Source organism: Acinetobacter sp. ANC_7654 (genome assembly GCF_056779855.1).
On sequence record NZ_JBWYIR010000001.1, the window covers coordinates 139,895 to 156,405 of the forward strand.

Here is a 16,511-nt window from a genome sequence, read left to right on the forward strand (position 1 = left end):
ACATCATTAACCTTATTAATATTTCATTAGTCAAAGGAGTTGTCTCATGAAGAAAGTGGTCAAAGCAAAAAATTTAATTGCATTCAGAATTTGGTTAGAAAAATTAGGTTATTCCGTTCGAAATTTAAAGGATAACCAAGGCTTCACTTTCAGTTTTAAAAAAGAATATGGTTTAGTGACATGTGACTTATCTGGAAATACTCTGGCAATGCAATTAGGTGAAGAATTCGAGGATCACTTAAAAGCTTAATCTCACCTTAATTCAACGGAATGAATACTAAATAGATCATCTAAATATTAATATCGCCTCTTTGTAGGCGATTTTTTTATATTTATATATTTCAGTCTGTATTGATATAAAAATATAGGCAATAAAAAAGCAAGGTATCAAACCTTGCCTTAATATGGTGGGGACGGAGAGACTCGAACTCTCACACCTTGCGGCGCTGGAACCTAAATCCAGTGCGTCTACCAATTTCGCCACGTCCCCTTTGAATACTCAATCATATTACTGAGCTTCATAAAACTTGGCAGAGGATCAAGGATTCGAACCTTGACGAACGGTTTTGGAGACCGTCATGCTACCATTACACCAATCCTCTATTTCACCTACTTCGGTCGTTCCACCTAGTAAATTACTTGGTGGGGACGGAGAGACTCGAACTCTCACACCTTGCGGCGCTGGAACCTAAATCCAGTGCGTCTACCAATTTCGCCACGTCCCCGATGGCTGTGTATATTATAGAGATCATTATCTCATGACAAGCCCTTTTTTTGAAAAACCTTATTGTTTGACTAAATATAAAACAATTATCCATTTTACTGGTTTTTGTTTAAACAAATTCGCTTAATAACTGTTTTAATTGATAAATATTGTTCAATCTTTGTGATTTATTTTTCATCAACATCTGCTGGAGTACTGGTGTTAAGTCAGAAAAAGGCCTAATAATTTCAACTTTTAATTGCTGACAATGCCATTTTGCCCAATCTATATAGCTTTTTTTACGGATTGAGTACTGATTTAACCATTCTAACCAAATAATACCGAGTGCATATATATCTGATGCTTGTGATTTTGACTCACCATGAAACAACTCAGGCGCCATATACCTTGGTGTTCCATGTGTAGAAACTTGAGGATGGCACTCCAAGTGAAACATCTGTTCAAAATCAATTAATTTGGGTTGACCATTCATTATTCTAAAATGTTCTCTTTTGAGATCTGCATGGACCAATCCTTGCTCATGAATAGATAGTATTGCATCTAGACTATGTAATAATAAATTGACCACATTTGAAAACTCATTGTGTGAGAAGGTCTGCATTTGAGTATAGACGGAATTTTCTACTTCAAATAGCGGCGCCGCATTTTCAATCAGAATTAATGATGAAGAATCATGTGTTGATGTAGGTGTATTGAATCTACTGTTTTCGTTATACACGATCTCAAACGGCACTAAGATCTTTGAAGAGCGAGTACTGAGTGATTGGTAGTGTTTTATCTCATTGTCGAACCACTGCTCATGCTGTGAACTGATACTCTGCTGTTGTCGCTTAACCCAATATGTTTGGTCGTCTATTTCGATACAATAAATTAGACGACCATACTGCTGACTTTGTTCAGAATTAACTGGTTGCCTGAGCAGAGGCTGAATGGTTTGCCACTGTAGATTGTTTTTCGAGAGATTCATTTTGCTGTTTCAGTTGCGTCAGCATATCCAAACAATGTTCAATGGTTTTTCCTATGCGCGCATGTGTTTCAATACTGGACAGTTTAGACCAAGTTGCCCGCTCGCCTTCTCTTTGAAGGACTTTAAACAAATGAGGTCGCGGATTTTGTAGCATATAATGATAATGTCGTAGGCTGTAATTACCTACAATATTTAAATCACCATAATAACGCTGATCAACAATACCATAACCGTGATCCAATAGTCGTCTAATCGTCGGCACACTGCCCATTCGGTCACGAGTGAAATTCATGACATCCATCGCAATCGTTTTACCATGTTTACGCACTAAACGTTGCGGCCAGCTGAGTAGATCTGTTCTAAAACGCTCCGCATCACTTTGCATGAATGGCACAATATGTGGATTCACCTGACTGGCAATGGTGTAATTAATATTGTAGAGACGAGCCATTTTCTCTTGTGGAAAATCACTTCTCACACTGCCATCCACCCAACGAATACTTGCCAAGTATGGTGTATGCACCCCATCATAACGCTTACTGGTCAGTCGAACTGGAGGAAATAAGATAGGAACCGCGCATGATGCCAATACTGCACTCCATACCAGTAAATCTGGCGCAGTATATTTATTCATGATACGAGCATCTTCCTGAGCGACATCATAAGGTGCGACACTGATATTAATATCAAGTCCAGACTTTTCATACGCTTCTTGGAACGTTAAGTCCCCTAAATTTTCCACTAAAAATTTCTTAAGATATCGCACATCAGCAATACCACCATTTCCTCTAAGCAACTCTTTGAAACTTCTGAAATGGAATGCTTCACTATAAAAGCTCTCTCCTGTCAGCAGCTGATCAATATCTTTTTGATCAGAAACGCCTAACATCGCCGTCATCAACGCACCAGCACTCGAACCTGATAAAACTTTCGGCATCAAATCTTGTTCCATCAGCGCCTTACACACGCCTGTATGAAACAAACCTAATGAGGCCCCACCCGAAAACATCATTGCAGGTTGACCATAGGTCAGTTGACAATTTTTAAAAAAATCAAATTTTTCTTGATACGTCAAACCCGAACATTCATTTGAAGCGATATAAATTAAACTCTGTGAAACCTCTTCAATATAGTCCTCAATAAGTTTTTTAGTGCCAATATATGTTTGTGTGAACAGCATAGGATGACCAATATTGGCGACATCATGACTCAGGCCTTCTCGCAAAATATAGATCAGATCAATTACACGATGATTCAGCTTGTAACGGCGTAAGAGATTTAAACGATGCGATATAATTTCAGCATCAAAATAGGGTGAAGTATTATCAAACTTCCATTCCTGAGCGCCCGTCTCCTCATCCAGCTTTAAGGCAATGTCTTTCCACTCTTCATAGCTCTCCGCACGTTCAAGCTCATGTTGCATTTTTTTAATTCGATACGCTTGATGCGGATTAATTTGACTACGAGTGCCTAAAATCATTGAGCTAGTCCTTTGATTTTTATTAGTTCAATTAGTTTTGTTCAGTTTTTAAACTATGCAAAAAAAGCAGAAAATAATCAACTTAATAAAATTTATTTCTTGTATCGACCAGTCATCATAGATTTATCCCTTAGATCAGTTCACATCGCTGTCGTCATCATGTAGATTAAACTTGATTTTATTGAATTGTATTTCACGAATACCTATGGCGACTCTAGAACTACCAGATCAACTGTTAACAAAAATTTCTCAACTTATTGACCAACTTAATCACACATTATCTGAACCGAGTCAGGAAATTGATTTCTCAGCACTAGGATACAAATGGCAAAATAAACGGCTGATCCCCATTCAAAAACCTAAAATAATTCATCTTGATGATTTAAAAGGTATCGAAAAACAAAAAGAAAAAATACTGCAAAACACTGAACAATTTTTACAAGGTTTACCTGCAAACGATATTTTATTGACTGGATCTCGTGGAACCGGAAAATCATCTATCGTAAGATCTTTACTGTCAAAATATGCTGACCGTGGTTTACGCATCATTGAAATTGAGCGTGATAATCTGTCAGACCTACCAGAAATACAAAAAATTATTGAAGGTCGTCCCGAAAAATTTATCGTGTATTGTGATGACTTAGCCTTTAATGCTGAAGACGAAAATTATCGTAGTTTAAAAAGTGTGTTAGATGGTTCACTAGAGTCAGGTTCTGGCAACTTTATTATTTATGCGACCAGTAACCGCCGCCACCTACTCCCAGAATTTATGCATGAAAACACCCCGATCACTAAAGTAGACGTGCCTCAATATACTGAATTACATCCGCAAGAAGCGATCGAAGAAAAAATCTCATTGTCTGATCGTTTTGGTCTTTGGCTTTCATTCTACCCGATGGATCAAAATCTTTATTTAGAGATTGTAGAGCACTATTTAAAAAAATCTGGTATTGAAATGACACCTGAAGTACGTGCTGAAGCGCTACGTTGGTGCCAAGCCAGAGGTCAACGCTCAGGTCGTTCTGCATTCCAATTTTCAAAACATTGGATCGGCTCTACTCAATTAAAGCGTGATTAAGCATTTACATCAGCTTCTGCAATAAGAAACTAAGATGGAATAACGTCTTAGTTTCTCGACTTTCACTCTTTAATCTAAGTTATTAGCTTTTATTACGATAAAAGTTGATAAATTATTCATGAATAATTATAAAGATAAAATTAATAATTTAACTCATTGCTCTATATCGATATCAAAAAATTTTAAATAAAAAAAAGCTCAAATATTACTTTAGGTTATTAATTTAAATAAAATTTATTGACTAAATAAGAATTAAAAAAAATAATTTAAATTTAAAACAATGGCTCTGTTTTAAGAATACGTTGATTTAGTAAAGAAAACTATGATTTTTTAGTTGCAAAGTTCATGGTTTATTTATAAATTTTTTACAAAACAATTGCTTATAATGCATAAAGCCTAGTCTATGAAAATTTTCCAAATCCATCTAAATATATTTCCAATAATATTTGGAAATAAATAACCGATAATAAAGCAGGAAATTACGGTGATAATAACTATTTTAACTGAACTAAATGAGGTGCTTAGATAAAATGATATAAAAATTGCTAAACCAAGCCCAAGAATAACCCCACCTATTGAGTAATATAGTGCTGTTATTAAGCGTTCATAATTATTCATTCTTCAACCTCAGAGTATTTTTTATATTAATAATAACATTCCAACAGCTTCATTTATTCAAACTACATCAAATTGGTATAGGTGGTCTTTTTGAGATGTCAATGAATTTACTTGAGCAGATAGTATTTCTAATAAATTCAATTAAAATTGAATGCTTATTCTGAATCGTATCTTTAGAGAAATTTACGAAATTATGATAAACAAGATAGTTATTTAAATATTTTGTTGCAACCCCTTTAAATATATTAATAATCATATCTTTTAGGCGACTATGATAATTATTAATGGTTTGAATATTAAATATACCTTTAGAGCGTTTATTGGTGTCAATTCGTATATGATTCAGATGCATATCATTTGATATCTTTTGATATGGGCGCAGTGAATCAGTAACAAATACTGATTCAGTTTTAATTTTTCCATCTAAAACCTTTTGTAAATCAGATAGAGTCGGACGACCTAAATTAGATATTTTAGCAATAGACAGTCCACTTAGATTTACACTACAGGTAACACAAACCTGTTCTTTAGATATTCCACGTTTAGTTGCTTTTGTCCCACGATGATGTGATGGGCGTGGCAAATTAAAGTGTTTATGATTGCCTTTATAAGATACTGTTGTATATGTTTCATCTGCCTGTACCACTCCATATAATTCAACTTCATCCATCATTTTTTGTAAGGCATCAAGTATTTTATGTCGCCAAGCAAATGCTGTTGCAATGTTAATTTCACAAATTCGAGCACATTTGCGAATTGAGTATTTCTCTAAAAAGCACTCAATATATTTATCCCAAACATCCATATTTTTATGAGTCTTATATAGAATAGTACCTGTATGTTCTACAAAGGATTTCTTACAAGACCTGCATAAATAGCGTTGGTTATTATTTTCTTTTCCATTTTTTACAAAATGTGTAGATTCGCAATGCAAACATTGAGAAATCTTTTTAGGTTGAATAACTTTTTTAATGTTATCTTGCACTGATACAGACAATAAGAAAGCTCGTTTATCATGCTCAGAAAGATTGCTAAATAGTTGCTTTATAACATCTATGTCTTTAGTAACATCCATTACGCATCACCTTGCTAAGAATCGCTTAACACCAACTGTATCGTACAAATATTATGCAATCAACGATTGCTTAAAACAGAGCCAAAACAATATAACATAACAACCATTTTTTGTTTTCAAAAAAATTAATGTAACCCAAACTTAACAATTCAAAAATAGTATGAGGGACGCAAATAATTATAGAAAAAGGCTGCATCCATGCTTCAAATTAAAAAATATAGTAACCAACATACACAATTCCCAGAAGTTCAAAATATACTAAAAATGCTTCATCAAGCGATCTTCATGACACCAGAGGGTTGTGATTTGAATGACATTGCTCAAGCCTATGCCCCTGATGCTGCTGCAAGCAAACGGGTTTTGATCTATTTTGATGAAGAAAAACCTGTTGGATTTTTATGTATGCAACGTTATGAAGTCAAAAAGAATGACAAGACAATGAATGTTTTTCGTGGTCAAGCAGGTCTTCTTAGCGCCTATCGAAAATCAAATCTGTTAAAATTCCAATACATTTATTTCATTATTTCTCAAATGCTCCGCCACCCAGCACCATCGTATTTTTTTGCTGTGTGTTTACATCCCTCAAGTTATCGTGCAATTACACGATATGCTTTCAAAAAAAATACATGGCCTACTCGCTTAAACCTCGATAACAATACAGAAATGCAAGACCTTTGCACCCTATTCTCTCAGCAATTCAATTATCAACTTTCAAAATCTGGCCATGTTTTTATTTATAACGATGGCCTTGGAGGAACACGCGGTTGTAAGCATGAACACGATAACATGAATGAGGATGCTGCATTTTTTTTGAATCACAATGCCGGATATATCAATGGTGATGGTATGTTAGTGATTGCCAAAATCACTGTCTTTGAGGTGTTTTACCGTTTAACTTGTCACACTTTGGGTAAAATGAATCGCAATAAATATATTCAATGGACAAAACAGCGACAACAATAGTCCCGCTTTAAACGCATCTAGCACATATTGCTTACCACAATGTTGCTTAATCATCGGTAAGAATGCATCACAGGACAGTACACCTGTGGTGCTAATTGCTGCTTGTGGTTGATGTCTTCCAAAAAGCTGTAGAAAAATGATGGAAATCAATCCTCGAATCATATCCACAATTAAAGCTTGAACTGCCAATAAGGGATTTAGTTTTTGTGAAATCATCGCAGCAGACAGACTTGCCCAACCGAATCCAGAAAGCAATACAGCACTTTCCTTCCAAATTATCAGCATAAAGTAGGCAAATATTGTATTTGCCAATACCATTATGATTGGGAGTTTTAAATCATGCCATTGCAATGTTTTGATGTTAGAGGCTGATATAAAAACTCCGATCAAAAATAGAATAATGTAGATAAGCACGTTTTGAATACTTAAAGCTATTTGCTCATCTATTAAATCCATTCGATAAGTGAAGATACCTCCCACAAATACCAAACTAAGCAAAAGATAAACTGTCAATATTTTAATGATGTCCTTAATTTGGATTGTGCCTCGTTTACTGTTTTCCTGCTGTTTCTTCTTATAAAATAGAGAACTAAACCAGTAAGTAAATACGCATACCCCGATTCCAAGAAAAACTAACTTGTTCAAAACAGCTTTAGGATTTTCTAATGCGAGTAGGTTTGGCGCTGCGTAAACAGTGCAAAAAAATATAAATAAAATCAGGGCTAAAAAAAATACTTGTTCAATGTACTTTTTGGGATGAAATTTGCGACCATATAGATAGCCAAAAATGATAATGATAAGATCCAATCAGACTTCCAAAATTATTTTTATACGTATCGCTTAGATTAATCCATAGATATAAAATTAATATGACAAAATGTTTCTTACAGAGCATCGTCATGTCTCATCACTTTTGGCTGCTAGGTTTTAATTTTAAAACTTAATTTCGCCCAGCTATCGACCATAGTTGACTTCGTGGCGTTGAATTCTAATAAAGTTCAATTTCAATCTTTCAGCGTGCTAGCGCATCTCTTTAAAACAACTAATCAGATTTTTAAAATTTCACTCACAATTCTATAATCGTTTTTCATTTCAAATCACCTAATATATTTTTAAAAGTACTAAAGAGAATGTGATGGCTTACAATCATAAAGACCTTGATACCATCCCACATAGAAGCACTCGTGTTTATTCTCAAAGTTTTGACTACTCTTTGGACTTTAAAAAAATTAATTTCAGAGAGAGACCGGAACTCTATCGAATTGGTCGTGGTGAACAGGGTGTATTACTCGTCGAACCTTACAAATCTGAAATTCTGCCCTTTTGGAAATTTGCAGATGAAGATAAAGCTAGAGAGAGTTCTAATAAGATTTATCAACTCTTTCTTGAATATTTAGCAGTCGATGATTTTGTCGGTGCAGATATGGCTCGTAAATTTTTACAAATGGGTTATACCCGAGCGAGACGTTATGCAAACCATAAAGGTGGAAAAAAATATAAAGGTCCTGTACCTAATGACAAAAAAGGTTTAAGTGGTGATCACGGGCGTGAAGAACTACCACGCCAACAAGAAGACCCTATTAAGGCTGCAGCAGCACGAATTTTTAAAGTGAAATGGGATGAAGCTAAACAGCATTCCCACTATATTGCATTAAAAGAACGATTTCAAAACTCAATTGCGAGTCAATAAATACATTCTCACACCATTTATAATACAAACAAAACTATTTCTTTAATTTTTATTTACAATAGAAAAATAGAAAGTACAATAGCATTTACCAAAAAATGATCACCATTTTTTGCATTTAAAGATAAACAAATCACAAATAATGAGCATGCGCCATGATAACTAAATTTTTAAAATTGGGTTTAATCCTCTCGATGACCACTTTAACAACGACAACTTTTGCCCAACAACACACCGTTTCATTGGGTTATGCTCAGTCTGAAATTGAAAATGCGTTTGATATTCGCGGTGTTCACGCTCAATATCGCTATGAACTCGAGACTCCTTTAAGCGTTATGGCAACAATGTCGTATCAAACTGGTGATGAAACTTGGATTGAACCAGGTGAACGCCAAGATACAGATGTAAAACATTTTTCTTTGCTAGCAGGCCCTGCATATCGTCTTAATGAGAATTTCAGTGTTTATGGTGTTGTCGGGATCGCGCATTCAAAAGTTGAAAGTTCATATCGCGCCTTGAACATATACGAAAACATGGATCTAAGTGAAACAGCGTTTGCATATGGTGTTGGTATTAATATTAATCCTGCTCCGCAATATGCGATCAATATCGGTTATGAAGGTACTAAAGTTGATGGGGCTAAATTTGATGGGTTCAACATCAGCGCAGGTTATCGTTTCTGATTCTGCTTGAATACATAGAGAATTAAAAAAGAGGCTTTTTGCCTCTTTTTTTGTCAAAATCATTGGATAATGTTTATACATTATTTGGATAGCGAGAAATAGACGAATCCTATATAGCTAGAATAAGTCGTATTATTCTACCTAGGATATTTCATGCAAAAAAGAAAACTTGGACAAACTGATTTATTCATCGCACCCATCGTATTCGGAGGAAATGTATTCGGTTGGACGGTTGATGAAAAACAAAGTTTCAAAATTTTAGATGCACTGTATGAGCGTGGATTTAACACCATTGATACAGCAGACTTCTATTCCATTTGGGCACCAGGCAATCATGGTGGCGAGTCAGAAACAATCATTGGTAATTGGTTAAAACAAAATCCAAGTAAACGTGAAGACATCGTGCTATTTACTAAAGTCGGTTTAGATATGGGGATTCCCGGCCATCAAGGTTTATCTGAACGATGGATTATGCAAGCAGTTGAAGACTCTCTAAGCCGTTTGAAAACAGATTATCTTGATCTTTATTTTGCACACTGGCCTGATGAAAACACACCTCATGAGGAAACATTATCAGCATTTTCAAAGCTCAAAGATCAAGGAAAAATTCGTGCCTATGGCACTTCTAATTTTTCAGCTGATCAATTAGACGCTTCTATTCAAGCTGCACAAAAGATTGGTGTGCAACATTATCAGGTTCTTCAACCTGAATATAATCTTTACGATCGCGATGTATTCGAACAAACACTGCAACCCATTTGTGAACGCCATCAAATTGGTGTCGTAAGTTTTTATAGTCTGGCTAGTGGATTTCTATCTGGGAAATATTCGTCATTAGACAATATTCAAGGGCGTCAACGTGCAGATACGCTTGTAAAATATTTTGATGAGCGAGGCTTAAACCTTTTAGATAAGCTCAGAGAAGTGGCATCGCGCCACAATGCGGCACCTGCTGAGGTAGCTTTGGCTTGGTTACTTGCGCAAAAGCATATTTCAGCACCAATCGCCAGTGCAACAAACCTTGAACAAATTACCCAATTTTCAAATGCAGTGAATCTTCAACTCTCACCAGAAGACATGCAAATTCTTTCAATAATGTAAATATAAAAAAGAGGCTATAAGCCTCTTTTTTCTCGGGACCAAACATTTATGCTTCAGTAGGTTTTTTGAGTTCCGTCATCGGCCAACGTGGCGTCGTTGTCACGGCTAAGCCATCATGCTGTCCTGCTTTTAAGCGTTGATATCCAGCAAAAGCAATCATGGCGCCATTATCCGTACATAAAGCTGGTTCAGCATAATATACTTGAGCTTTTATTTTAGCTAAATCTGCTTCAAGACGTTCACGAAGACGCTTATTGGCACTCACACCACCAGCAATGACCAAACGCTTAAGACCAGTTTGTTTTAATGCTTTAACTGATTTTTTGACCAATGTATCAACAATAGCCTCTTGAAAACTCGCAGCAATATCAGCGTCTCGGTTTTCTTCACCTAATTTTTTCATTTGGACAGAAACTGCTGTTTTTAAGCCGCTAAATGAAAATTCCAAACCTTGATGCAACATAGGGCGTGGAAATTCAAAAGCAGTGGCATCACCTTGCTCAGCAAGTTTAGAGATATTTGGACCGCCTGGATAAGGCAACCCCATCATCTTAGCAACCTTATCGAATGCTTCACCCGCTGCATCATCGATCGACTCACCTAAGATTTCATAATGACCAATATCATATGCCGCCATTAATTGTGTATGCCCACCCGAGACCAACAAAGCGACAAACGGAAATTCCGGTGGAGTAGCTGATAAAAGAGGCGCCAACATATGCCCTTCCATATGATGCACACCAATCGCTGGTTTATTTAACGCAAATGCAAGCGTACGACCAAATAATGCTCCAGTCATGAGTGCACCCATTAGGCCTGGACCACGTGTATAAGCCACCGCATCAATCTCAGATTTTTTGATTTGACTTTCTTCAAGCAATTGATTGATTAAAGGAATTAATTTACGAACATGATCGCGGGATGCCAATTCAGGTACCACTCCACCATATTCAGCATGCAATTTAATCTGACTATATAACACCTGTCCTCTTAAGCCGACTTCGCTGTCATAGAGTGCGAGACCAGTTTCATCACACGACGTTTCTAAGCCTAAAACGATCATTAAATTGCCTTTAACCCATTTCAAAATATTGCTAAAGCTATTATAGACTTGTGATATGAGATGTAAATGAGTAAAATACTGACCTTCACTTGTGACTCAGCGCAATTCGGCGCTTAGTCTTATCCATAAACTAGAGGATTCTTCATGCCACAAGTTAAATTGAAAGAAGGCGAACCAGTAGACGTAGCTATCCGTCGTTTCAAACGCTCATGCGAAAAAGCGGGTGTTTTAGCTGACGTTCGTAAACGTGAATTCTACGAGAAACCAACTCAAGAACGTAAGCGCAAAAAAGCTGCTGCTGTTAAACGCTACCAAAAAAAATTGGCGCGTGAATCAGTACGTACTACTCGCCTTTACTAAGATTAATTTGTGATTGACTGCTCGGATATATAAATGACTACTTTAAAAAACCAAATTACTGACGTCTTGAAAGCAACAATGCGTGCTAAAGAAATGGATAAGTTAACGGTGATTCGTAGTCTCCAAGCAGCAATTAAGCAAATCGAAGTCGATGAACGCGTAGAACTAGATGATAGTCGAGTTCTCGCGGTCATTGAAAAACAAATCAAGCAACGTAAAGAATCGATTAAAGCTTTTGAAAGCGCTAATCGACAAGACTTAGCTAGTAAGGAACAAGCCGAGGTTGAGGTTTTATCTCAATTTCTACCAGCAGCTATGACTGAGGAAGAACTTGATTCAATTATTGCGCAAACGATTGCTGCGCAACAAGCTACTAGCATGAAAGATATGGGTAAGGTGATGAATTCTCTACGTCCGATCATAGCCGGACGTGCCGATCCTGCACAAGTTTCGAGTAAAATTAAAGCTCAACTTTCTTAACTTTTCGTATTATGTTTGATTTGGTCTATTTAATAATGTCATTAAATAGTCCAATCTAAATCACGTATCCCCGATTTTATTACAACAATACTTTTAGTTTTTCACTTTCTGATTATTTAAACTCACATTGAATATTATATCTTTGTAAAATCTGCATTTCTTTAGATCGCTTCACTTTCTCAACAACATCCTGTTTACTCATTCTAGAGTAGGAAAATGGTAAATCCTTTCGATATTTATCCACCACCTGATAAAAACCATCGACATAAGTTCCAACAATGACACAATATCTTTGAGTCTGATCAAGGCTAAAATGTGTTGTATTTGGTGCTAGCATTTTTAGAAAATGCCTCATATCGGCATTATATTTTTGTGATACAACTTCAATTTCTTGTGTAAATTTAACAGGAAGTGTTTCCGCATGAGTGAACACCCCTGCCCCAAACAACATCATAAAAAATAGTGGCAATTTCATTATTAGATTCAATCACATAATTTAAAATATTTATTCATTCATCATTCTAAAAGAATCTAATCACTAAGAATGAATAGTTTCAATAAAGTTAGGTTTGTATTCCTGGAAAAACTCTTCATAAGGTGGCGGTATTTTCCCTTCAACCACAGAACCGAGCCTTAAACGTATAATTCCTGGTAAATCAAGTCGATGTGAATATAAAGGACTTCCACATTCACCACAAAATACTCTTGCCTTTAACTCGGTATGAAAATAAGACTTAAGCATATCTTCACCAGAAATTAACTCGAAGTTTTCAAGCGGGATCGGGCTATTCCATGCAGTAAAACCGCCTTGAGCCAACTGACAGTGCTTGCAATAGCACAAGATACTTTTCTCAAGATCACCATGATAAATATATTGCACCTTTCCACATAAGCATTGACCTTTTATCATTTAAACCTCTTATAATTTTTGTTGACGCTCATCCTGCATCATCCGCAGTCTTTGATTGATGACTGCACTCATAGAGTTATTTTCCTTGGCTAAACGCTGAGCATGAATGAGTGAGCGAATCGCATTCTCTTCCGCTCCCTTCCAATATTCAACTTCAGCCCGATATCGCAATACATTTACAGTACGTAAAGGATTTTTAATATCTAAATTTGCCGCTTGTTGTCGAATGAACCATGCTTGCGTATCACGATTATTGGTTTGGATAAATTTATTCGCCAACCTTTCAGCAGCAACAAAATTTCCCTGTCGAATATAAATTTCAGCTAATTTATAACTTAAAGCACGATTTTCAGGTGTTATTCGTTGACGCACCAATATCGTTTCCTGCGCAGAATCAAATTGATTGGTCGCCAAGTAGATATCTGCTTGAATAAGCGCGATAAGTTGATGATTTGGCTGGATTTTCTTAGCAAGTTCAATTTCTTTTTGTGCTAGATCAAAATCACCACGCTTTAAATAAAAAGCAGACAGTGCAATTCTTCCAGCCAATGCATTTGCTCTCACCACTCCCTTTAACTGTTCCTCATTGGTTTGATTGGTCACAACTGCGGTATACCACTTGATCTGATCAAACTCAGAGAGTGTGTTGCTATACGGAACTTTAGGAAGTTGATCTGCTCGTAAACGTGCCTCACTCATGCGCTGAGTAGTCAAAGGATGTGTTAACCAAAAATCAGGAAGATAACTAATTTTTGGAGTCGCACGATTCATGGTTTCAAAAAACTCAGACATACTGTACGGGTTATATCCGGCACGATACATCAATTGCATTCCAATACGGTCTGCTTCACGCTCTTGATTACGACTATAACTTAACTGTCGATCCACCAATGCAGCCTGCGTTCCCATCATCAGTGCAGCACCTGCATTACCATCAGCTTGTGATGCAATTGCAGCACCCACAATGATACCAGCGAGTGCAAGCAATCCCTGCCCTTTAAAAGCCTCTTGAGAACGGCTGTAGTGTCTTTGCGAGACGTGTGCCACCTCATGAGCAACCACACCCGCAACTTCATCCATATTCTTTGCCGACGTAATTAACCCACTATTCAATGCAAATAAACCACCAGGTACAGCAAAGGCATTAATTTGTGGATCATTTACAATCACCAAAGCAATTGGTTGACCCAACTGTGTTTGCGCAATAATTTTTCGGAATACAGCCATAAATTGATCTTCCAACCAAACATTGTTTAACACTGGAAGTTGTTGCTGTACTTGACGATAGACTTTTTCACCGATCATTTTTTCTTTTTGTTGATCGATAAATCCAACACCACTATTAATATCAGGCACTTCAAATTGAATTTTATTGGCACTGTAGAGTTCATCAGCCACCGCTGAAAAACTCGAACTCGCTATCAATAAAGCCAAAATGATCTTCTTCAAACCTGTATTCCTAAAAGTGTACTCCATCGACTATAACACTGAATGATGTGAAGATTAATGATGAACTGTTACGTTTATTATTACGCTCAAAAGACTTTACTTATTCACAATATATAGAGGCTCATCCCCATCTAAGGCTTTTACCAGATTATCATAAGCAAGATTTGCCATTTTCATTCTGGTTTCTGCTGTCGCCGAACCTACGTGCGGCAATGTCACTACATTTTCCAATCGAAACAATGGTGATTCTTGGAGCGGCTCTTTCTGATAAACATCTAAACCAGCAGCAAAAATTTTGTGATTTTCAAGCGCCTCAATCAAGGCTGACTCATCCACAACTGATCCTCTGGCAATATTCACAAACACAGCATGTTTTTGCATTTTCTCAAATTGAGCTTGACCGATCAGCGCTTTCGATTGCTCATTTAAATCGACTGCAATGACGATAAAATCAGACGTTGAAAGTAAAGTATCAAGATCACAATATTTCGCCTTTAAAGGCTCAGCTCGCTCTATACATGGTTTTCGATTATGGTATTGAATATTCATATTAAATCCATAAAAACCACGTCGAGCTATCGCAGCACCGATATGACCCAAGCCAATGATACCTAGCGTTTTCCCATAAACATCTTGACCAAATTGTGCAACACCAGCGGTACGCGTCCAATGTCCATGCTTTGTCCAAGAATCTAAATGTGTCACTTTACGAGCCGCACTCATCAATAAGGTAAAAGCCAAATCAGCGGTCGTCTCTGTCAACACATGAGGCGTATTGGTCAACCAAATACCCTGTTGTTTTAGATATTCAACGTCGTAATTATCGTAACCCACACTGACCGACGAAATAATTTTAAGTTTTTTTGCAGTCTTCAAGTTGTCTTGATTTAAACGACGCCCAGCGCCTATCATTCCATCTGCATCCGCAACTTCTCTTAAAAGTTGCTCATTAATGTCACCCTGTTTCGGATTAAGTTGAACGACCTGATATTTCGATTCTAATTGATTTAATATTTTCGGATCTATCTGACTAAATACCACAACCTTTTTTTTCATAAAACTCCCTCTTTAGATCCAGTATCGATTTAATTTTTAATTAAGTTCCACAAGCGACGTTTTAACAATGGCTGCTCAATCATGTCTTGTAAACTTGCAATCTGCATATGCTGCGTCGTCGATATATGCGGCAAATACCCTAAGCTCAATATTTTTTTATCAACAGATAATGCATCGATAAAACCCTGTATAAATACTTCAGCACCTCTTCCATCTTGGAATTGTGCGAAATTAAATGGCCATTTTAAATCGTAAAACTGTGAACTCACACTACGCTGGATATTCACCCATAAGTTTTCTTGTTCTGTGGTGAGCGCTGTAGCATCTAGCAGAATAGTATGTGTTTTAGTGATCATCGCTTGAATTTCAAAAGCATCGATTACAAGCGGTTGACGCTCAACAACTTCATCTTGAGACTGTTTGTCATTTTCCACAAACTCTCGAGGAAGCTGCACACCGTCTGGATTACTTTTTAACTGAAGCGAAGAATCATCTTTATTTAGCTGTTCAGCTTGTGAAGCTGGTTTTGTGATGAACTGTTCTAATTGAGCTTGCGCAAATTCAGGAAAAGATACATCTGTTGGATGATTTTCTTCAACTTGATCGCGATATAAGGAAGGTTTGTAATGACGTGTTTGTGCCGTATTTTGTGGAATCCATATATCGATTCCCATCACAGCTAAGAGGCTTCTTTGATGCTCTAACATATTCACATTCATTACAGATGGACTGGCATGAGGGCTGGGTATTCTACCCACTTTTTTAATCTTTTACTGAACTTTTAATCCGCAAACAATCATAACTTAATTTCATTTCT

Annotated in this window: 18 protein-coding genes and 3 tRNA genes; 8 read left to right on the forward strand and 13 right to left on the reverse strand. The window is 36.6% G+C overall.

Going from position 1 to position 16,511, the window contains the following annotated elements:
- The first annotated feature begins 46 nt into the window (after window positions 1-46).
- Window positions 47-250 carry a hypothetical protein gene (locus tag AC1M86_RS00680; protein WP_035267651.1) on the forward strand — a complete coding sequence of 68 codons (204 nt, stop codon included), beginning with the start codon at window positions 47-49 and terminating at the stop codon, window positions 248-250.
- 155 nt (window positions 251-405) lie between these two features.
- On the opposite strand, the gene AC1M86_RS00685 is transcribed toward AC1M86_RS00680, so the two are convergent.
- The 5 genes from AC1M86_RS00685 to AC1M86_RS00705 all read right to left on the reverse strand — a co-directional run bounded on the left by AC1M86_RS00685 (window position 406) and on the right by AC1M86_RS00705 (window position 3,171).
- Window positions 406-490: transfer RNA gene (locus tag AC1M86_RS00685), tRNA-Leu, on the reverse strand.
- 38 nt (window positions 491-528) lie between these two features.
- A tRNA-Trp gene (locus AC1M86_RS00690) sits at window positions 529-602 on the reverse strand.
- Window positions 603-640: 38 nt separating this feature from the next.
- Window positions 641-725, reverse strand: a tRNA-Leu gene (locus AC1M86_RS00695).
- 108 nt (window positions 726-833) lie between these two features.
- Window positions 834-1,691, reverse strand: coding sequence for a protein kinase domain-containing protein (locus AC1M86_RS00700; RefSeq protein WP_481607011.1), 858 nt, complete (start codon window positions 1,689-1,691; stop codon window positions 834-836).
- The gene (locus tag AC1M86_RS00705; RefSeq protein ID WP_481589806.1) at window positions 1,627-3,171 is read right to left on the reverse strand and encodes a DUF3336 domain-containing protein; all 1,545 of its coding nucleotides are present in this window, start codon (window positions 3,169-3,171) and stop codon (window positions 1,627-1,629) included. The genes AC1M86_RS00700 and AC1M86_RS00705 overlap by 65 nt, the downstream gene beginning before the upstream one ends.
- A 205-nt stretch (window positions 3,172-3,376) precedes the next feature.
- Between AC1M86_RS00705 and AC1M86_RS00710 the strand changes: the two genes are divergently transcribed.
- The gene (locus AC1M86_RS00710; RefSeq protein ID WP_481591202.1) at window positions 3,377-4,249 is read left to right on the forward strand and encodes an ATP-binding protein; all 873 of its coding nucleotides are present in this window, start codon (window positions 3,377-3,379) and stop codon (window positions 4,247-4,249) included.
- A 685-nt stretch (window positions 4,250-4,934) separates the two neighbouring features.
- On the opposite strand, the gene AC1M86_RS00715 is transcribed toward AC1M86_RS00710, so the two are convergent.
- Entirely contained in the window at window positions 4,935-5,942 is a 1,008-nt protein-coding gene (locus tag AC1M86_RS00715; RefSeq protein WP_481607012.1) for an IS1595 family transposase, read from the reverse strand.
- A 198-nt stretch (window positions 5,943-6,140) separates the two neighbouring features.
- Between AC1M86_RS00715 and AC1M86_RS00720 the strand changes: the two genes are divergently transcribed.
- Window positions 6,141-6,905: a hypothetical protein gene (locus tag AC1M86_RS00720; RefSeq protein WP_481607013.1), complete on the forward strand. Its 765-nt coding sequence runs from the start codon at window positions 6,141-6,143 to the stop codon at window positions 6,903-6,905.
- Here the strand turns inward: AC1M86_RS00720 and AC1M86_RS00725 are convergent.
- A complete protein-coding gene (locus AC1M86_RS00725) occupies window positions 6,834-7,712 on the reverse strand; it encodes a LysO family transporter (RefSeq protein ID WP_481607014.1) in 879 nt (292 codons plus the stop codon). The two genes, AC1M86_RS00720 and AC1M86_RS00725, sit on opposite strands and share 72 nt — an antisense overlap.
- Before the next feature lie 328 nt (window positions 7,713-8,040).
- Here AC1M86_RS00725 and AC1M86_RS00730 point away from each other — a divergent pair, with 328 nt between their 5' ends.
- From AC1M86_RS00730 to AC1M86_RS00740, 3 genes are all read left to right on the forward strand, one after another.
- Window positions 8,041-8,595 carry a DUF4385 domain-containing protein gene (locus AC1M86_RS00730; RefSeq protein ID WP_481607015.1) on the forward strand — a complete coding sequence of 185 codons (555 nt, stop codon included), beginning with the start codon at window positions 8,041-8,043 and terminating at the stop codon, window positions 8,593-8,595.
- A 152-nt stretch (window positions 8,596-8,747) separates the two neighbouring features.
- Window positions 8,748-9,275, forward strand: coding sequence for an Ail/Lom family outer membrane beta-barrel protein (locus AC1M86_RS00735; RefSeq protein WP_092766154.1), 528 nt, complete (start codon window positions 8,748-8,750; stop codon window positions 9,273-9,275).
- Between the two features lie 153 nt (window positions 9,276-9,428).
- The gene (locus AC1M86_RS00740) at window positions 9,429-10,376 is read left to right on the forward strand and encodes an aldo/keto reductase (RefSeq protein ID WP_481596882.1); all 948 of its coding nucleotides are present in this window, start codon (window positions 9,429-9,431) and stop codon (window positions 10,374-10,376) included.
- Between the two features lie 46 nt (window positions 10,377-10,422).
- On the opposite strand, the gene tsaD is transcribed toward AC1M86_RS00740, so the two are convergent.
- On the reverse strand, window positions 10,423-11,439 hold the full coding sequence (gene tsaD, locus AC1M86_RS00745) for a tRNA (adenosine(37)-N6)-threonylcarbamoyltransferase complex transferase subunit TsaD (protein ID WP_481607016.1): 1,017 nt from the start codon (window positions 11,437-11,439) through the stop codon (window positions 10,423-10,425).
- Window positions 11,440-11,583: 144 nt separating this feature from the next.
- Between tsaD and rpsU the strand changes: the two genes are divergently transcribed.
- Window positions 11,584-11,799, forward strand: coding sequence for a 30S ribosomal protein S21 (rpsU, locus tag AC1M86_RS00750; protein WP_001136722.1), 216 nt, complete (start codon window positions 11,584-11,586; stop codon window positions 11,797-11,799).
- A 33-nt stretch (window positions 11,800-11,832) separates the two neighbouring features.
- Window positions 11,833-12,279, forward strand: a complete 447-nt coding sequence (locus AC1M86_RS00755; RefSeq protein ID WP_035268744.1) for a GatB/YqeY domain-containing protein — start codon at window positions 11,833-11,835, stop codon at window positions 12,277-12,279.
- A gap of 112 nt (window positions 12,280-12,391) precedes the next feature.
- On the opposite strand, the gene AC1M86_RS00760 is transcribed toward AC1M86_RS00755, so the two are convergent.
- From AC1M86_RS00760 to AC1M86_RS00780, 5 genes are all read right to left on the reverse strand, one after another.
- Window positions 12,392-12,754: a hypothetical protein gene (locus AC1M86_RS00760; RefSeq protein ID WP_481591206.1), complete on the reverse strand. Its 363-nt coding sequence runs from the start codon at window positions 12,752-12,754 to the stop codon at window positions 12,392-12,394.
- 63 nt (window positions 12,755-12,817) lie between these two features.
- Window positions 12,818-13,189 (reverse strand): GFA family protein, encoded by a 372-nt coding sequence (locus AC1M86_RS00765; RefSeq protein ID WP_481607017.1) that lies wholly within the window; start codon window positions 13,187-13,189, stop codon window positions 12,818-12,820.
- Between the two features lie 9 nt (window positions 13,190-13,198).
- Window positions 13,199-14,638, reverse strand: coding sequence for a M48 family metalloprotease (locus AC1M86_RS00770; RefSeq protein WP_481607018.1), 1,440 nt, complete (start codon window positions 14,636-14,638; stop codon window positions 13,199-13,201).
- A 96-nt stretch (window positions 14,639-14,734) separates the two neighbouring features.
- A complete protein-coding gene (locus AC1M86_RS00775) occupies window positions 14,735-15,694 on the reverse strand; it encodes a 2-hydroxyacid dehydrogenase (protein ID WP_481595496.1) in 960 nt (319 codons plus the stop codon).
- A 29-nt stretch (window positions 15,695-15,723) separates the two neighbouring features.
- Window positions 15,724-16,452, reverse strand: coding sequence for a hypothetical protein (locus AC1M86_RS00780; protein ID WP_155756986.1), 729 nt, complete (start codon window positions 16,450-16,452; stop codon window positions 15,724-15,726).
- Window positions 16,453-16,511 lie beyond the last annotated feature (59 nt).